The organism is Marinobacter sp. L-80 (assembly GCF_056859395.1).
Map to the genome: position 1 here is coordinate 1 of NZ_JBSXOI010000026.1, position 4,852 is coordinate 4,852.

Sequence of the window (4,852 nt, forward strand, 5' to 3'; positions counted from 1 at the left end):
TGATCGGGTCATCCACCATTCACACATCTTTATGCTGGGAGGAGAAAGCTATCGGCTGAAGCAGAAGACAACAAGCTAGACTATGAAAGGTGGGTCAATTTTATTGGCCAAAGGTGGGTCAAAATAAATGGCCATTGACAGTTGGCATAGGCTCAGGTGCGACCAACAGCCAGTATACGGGGTCTCAAACGTTTGGATCTGCCACAGTCTACGGCAATACAGTTTCGGGCAGTGCGAATTCTATGGCGATGTATTCCTTCAGTCGACAGCAAGGTTACGCGATAACCATGTTTGATATGGATACGAATCATAAGGCTTTTATCATGGAGGCCAGTACCTCTGCATCTGGCTTGGCGAACATAACCAATTCTGTTTTTGCCGAGAGTCTGGCAAACAAAATCATTAACGAGATGTCTGCTGCCGGTTTCATTGAGTAGCAGATTTTAACAAGACAGTTAAATTCGTTCTTAATTTGTCCCAATGCGCATGACATACACGCCCCCCAAAGAGAGCCCTTCTGCCTTTGACCTGAACGTTCGCTTTGCGACCTTAGCTTCAGTCGACAGGAGCTAAGGGACGCTTGGCAGTGCCAAAACGAATACCGATGAAAATGACGCCCGTTGGATTTGACTAGCACTTTTCTTCGTATTCAGCGCTCACTGTTTACTGCTATCGATGCACAGGTAAGCACTTTGTATCGCGTGCCTAAGGAGGTGTTTCGGCAACCCCGTTTCTTCTCTTAGAACTTTGTAAGCACGTTTTCTAGATTGTGGCTCATCACTGTATTTCTCTGACAGAAAGAAATCCAAAGCCAACTTTTGCGCCCGATATCTTTTTCGCAGTTGCTGCTGCGAGTGGAAATCCTGGTATTTTGCTTTGATCTCAGAAGCGAGCGCTGGATGCTGATAGTCCATGTAACCAACCGATACGCCCACCTTCGTAGCCAGGGCCTTCAAAGACATTGGTTCAGAACTATTCTTCATCGCCGCTTTGATTCGCCGAAGGATTGCTCGATGATTGTGATGGTGACGATGGATGGGTTCGAGGTAGGCAGGAAGTGATTCGAACAGCGAGTCTTGAATTAATGCCTGCGTCGTTTTACCGCCATTACCCGAAACGAGATCAAACAACGAAATGCCTAGCCGAAAGGCAATCCTTCGAGCCATATCAAGACTTACCGGCGTTTGCCCGAGCGTAATTGCAAGCAATTGATCGCGACCAAAAATTTCATAGAGCTTCTCCTCTTCCTGTCGCCGCCAGTAGAAATCAAAAATATCATTGAGCGAGTCTTGCACCCCGCGTTCGGGAATTTCGGAGAAATTTCTGTTCGCCAACTGGCCAAATAAATGCACTACATCAAGACCAATGTCCTGCCAGGATGCTGAAATCGCTTTTCTTGAAAGTGGCTTTTTTCGCACGGCAAGGTTTGCATTGCATTTAACGCATCGATCAAGAGAAGATGTCCTCATGAAACTTATCTGGTCACAACCGCAGTGCTCACACTCACTTAAAAAAGGTGTTCGGTGCAGAGGGCATTTCTGAACTGCACCAAGGTGCCAGATAAGTTTGAAATAACAGAAGCGGGCCAGCGACTGCTGTTCGGCAAAGCACTCGGGGCACCATCGAAAGCCTTTCACGATAGAGCCCACGGATCGACAGAGCGTGTGTTCTAACAACCAAAAAGTGCTTGCCTGAAGAGGCGGCGCCCCCAGCGCCTCCAACATTTCTCGCAGGAGCATGGTTTTTTGACTAGGCCTAACCAGTTCATCTGGCTTGGGGTGCTTTTTGAGTGACGCAGATGCACAGCCGTCACTGTCCTTCCCCGTAATTGCAACGAGGAACTTCAAAAACTCTCCAACGAAAACTCCATGTAACTGGGCTATTCGGTAGAGATAGGATGGCAAAGACTCGACTTCACTCGTTCCAGCGCCTTCCAAAGACATAGGTAAAAGTGAAACGTCACCCATCTGTAAGAGGTCCTCCTTCATCCGTTCGATGACCGGGCTTTCGCCGGATGGGCTTTTTCTGAAAGGGTTTAGACATCCTACTGACTCTGGGTGGCTTCTCGTTATGGCCTTCCTCCCTCCTCGACTTATCATCCTTCGATTTGGAATTCAGCAAGAGCTCTCCTTCTCGTATCTCCCTCTCGATAGCGAGCAAATCATCATCAGACAAGCGGCTGCGTTCGAAACTGCTGATAGAGAGCCGATTGCCTGATGCCGTAGCCATGGCCTGAGCCCTGAGCAGCCATGCTCGTAAGAGACCGATGCAGCCGGCTGTACCGTCATGAAAATAAAGCACGTGTTGCACGAGATCTCCCAACGAAGGACACAGGTCCATGCGTGCTTGATATGCAGCCAAAATGGCGGCGAACTCTGTTAAATCCGAACGTTCAAAACGATAACGTGGCAAGTGGACTTGATGTTTCCGCCCAACCAGATGCGGAGAATTCCTTATGATCTGGAGTATCGGGTAGGCTCCAACGATAACCAGTACTAAGCCCACGCTCTGCGCGAGGCACTTCCAAGAGTCCATTACAGCATAGGCGCCCATAGCGTCTTTGCTGACGAAACGAGCATGCTGCGCCTCATCAATGAAAAGATACTTTACGCCCCTGGCCCGAAGAGCCTGTTCAAGCGCTCGGCGCAGCACGACTTCGGTCGCTTGACGAGCCTTGCTCTGTTCTAAAGCTGCTTCCATCGATTCAGAGTTAGAACAATAGATGGGATGCCGTAGCGCATCTAACATTCGGATGATGAAGGATTTCGTTGAGAAAGCACCGTGAGGACCGTCGTTTATAGCCTCTACTACCAAAATAGGCATCAGCCCGGCCTCTGGAGAGCTGCCTTCGCCCACAAGCAAGCGCACCAGCTCTAACACAAGTCGCGTTTTCCCGGCCCTGGATGGACCTGTGATACAAACGACATCTCCCGGAGGAACAGACACCAACAGAGAAAAACCTGTTGCCAACGCTTCTTCCCAATTACGGTGTCCGATCTTCATATCGCAGATAGGATTAATACTGAGCATGCCAAGCCTCCACACGCATGTTCCGGAGGTTACTCAGGTCAAGCTCTCCAATGCCGCCTTCTTCAGCTGGTGGCATCAACTCCGACTCTGCAACTGGAATCACCGGGGTTTGTCCGGTCTCGCGAACGCTGTCCATTTCGCTGCACAACCTGGCCAAGTCGATATCCGCAAGTTCTTTTACCTTTCGCTTCAGGCTACGGCCTTCGATTGCTACCAACCCCTGCTCAAATTGGCTCAGCGGCGATAAAGCAGAAAAAGAATTAATTTGACTGCTAAAACAAGGCTCCCATCGATCACCGATTAGCGCATGAATGAGATGCGGGTTTTCAGGATCACAACGAACGTCAAGCTTTGTCTTTTTCCCGCGAACAGAGGCGATAGACGGCGAAAAATACCAAACATCGCCAATATGGAAGCCGCGCTCAAAGCACACTCGATACTTTCTAGATTCAACGGAAGTGGCTAGCCGAAATTCAGGGCCATTATTTACGGATATGCCTACGAACGGGAATTCATCTTGCCCCATCTCGAATAATTCACTATTCGATGAAAGCTTTAAAGGCTTGGGTTTTGCGTCGCGCCAAGCTGCGAAGTGCTGAAGCTCTTGATAAAGGTCAAAGGGGCTCAATATGGCACTTTTTGCCGGCGCTTTTTCTCCATCCACAGATCGAGCTTCTTTATAGTTAGCGAGATTGCCCGAACGTTGCGTCAGCCACTGTTTTTTGAACTCGCCGAAAAAGCCCTCAACTTCCCCGCCGAACCTTGGGTGAGCAGCCGGCCTTAAAGATAGCGTGATGCGGTAGTGAGCTAATAGCGATGAGAAGAACACAGACGTAAAATCACTCCCACGATCCACGATGATTTCCGCTGGCAGCCTGCGGTGGCGCCGAACGCACTCCCTCATCACTTTTGCGCAGGCGACTCTGGATGGATCTTTAAGCGAGACAGTCAGGGCAAGAAGCTTTCCTGTGGCAAGGTCGATCATTCCCGTAATCCACGGCCTTGCTACATAGACCGTGTTTTGGGAGGAGTGAATGATTACCATAATGTCCGCTTTATAGTGGTCAATCGCACACTTCTGCCAAGGCAGGGCTGGCTTGAGTGCCCTCTCCATTGGGTCAGATGACTCTGATGCCGCATTTTTGCCACGCCGTCCGCAACGCCCCGCCGCTATGACACTTGCGGGTATCTGCCTCAGACGGGTTTCAAAAGTTGTCCTGCAGACGGTCTCAATCGGAGGATCTTCCAACGTCGCCTCATGCACGTACCTTATGTAGCCCCGATACTTGCTGAGTCCCTGGGCTTGAGCAAAGGTATTTATCAGGAATTCGGTGAGGAACTCCTCAGAACGTATGGATATTTTTCGCTGCCGGTTACCAGAGCGAAAGTGGGAAGGGAGCAGGGACTGGAAAGGAGACAGTCCGCTCTCAATGCCCTTCGAGATCAAACGTTTCCATCTTCGCAGTGTTCTTTCTGGAGCGCTCTGATTCTCAAGCTTCTCAAGCTTTTCCAAGGTCTTTCTTGCGTCACTTTCTCGGGGAACTCGCCCTAGCGCCACGGCTTGCGTGGAATTGTCGCTATAAATCGCATGTTGTTTTCGGATTTCGCGACCCTGCTCCAACAAACATATCGTAGATGCGACATGACAATCCCGCGGGGACGATAGAAGCTCAAGGTCTAACCCGGATTTCTCATGGGGGATAAAAGAAAGCGGCTGAAAGTGTTATGATTTCAAGCTCCTACACACAAAATCATCACCAACAGCCGCTTCCAAAATGGTACCTGAAAAACTGACCTTCTCGCCACTCTCTCGCCGTCAAAT

The 4,852-nt window shown here is 49.8% G+C and carries 4 protein-coding genes; 1 reads left to right on the plus strand and 3 read right to left on the minus strand.

From position 1 onward, the window contains the following. Window positions 1-10: 10 nt before the first annotated feature. Window positions 11-79 (plus strand): hypothetical protein, encoded by a 69-nt coding sequence (locus AC13E3_RS00805; RefSeq protein ID WP_348295699.1) that lies wholly within the window; start codon window positions 11-13, stop codon window positions 77-79. A gap of 577 nt (window positions 80-656) precedes the next feature. On the opposite strand, the gene AC13E3_RS00810 is transcribed toward AC13E3_RS00805, so the two are convergent. The 3 genes from AC13E3_RS00810 to AC13E3_RS00820 are packed head-to-tail and all read right to left on the minus strand — an operon-like array spanning window position 657 to window position 4,543. Then, on the minus strand, window positions 657-1,967 hold the full coding sequence (locus AC13E3_RS00810; protein ID WP_482901600.1) for a TniQ family protein: 1,311 nt from the start codon (window positions 1,965-1,967) through the stop codon (window positions 657-659). Continuing rightward, entirely contained in the window at window positions 1,960-3,030 is a 1,071-nt protein-coding gene (locus AC13E3_RS00815) for an AAA family ATPase (RefSeq protein WP_482901601.1), read from the minus strand. Before AC13E3_RS00815 ends, AC13E3_RS00810 begins: the two co-directional genes overlap by 8 nt. Continuing rightward, complete coding sequence (locus tag AC13E3_RS00820; RefSeq protein WP_482901602.1) at window positions 3,017-4,543, minus strand: hypothetical protein; 1,527 nt, start codon at window positions 4,541-4,543, stop codon at window positions 3,017-3,019. Before AC13E3_RS00820 ends, AC13E3_RS00815 begins: the two co-directional genes overlap by 14 nt. Window positions 4,544-4,852 lie beyond the last annotated feature (309 nt).

Coding starts and splice junctions, on each gene's coding strand:
- AC13E3_RS00810 (WP_482901600.1), bottom strand. CDS start 1,967: ATGGGTGACGTTTCACTTTTACCTATGTCTTTGGAAGGCGCTGGAACG.
- AC13E3_RS00815 (WP_482901601.1), bottom strand. CDS start 3,030: ATGCTCAGTATTAATCCTATCTGCGATATGAAGATCGGACACCGTAAT.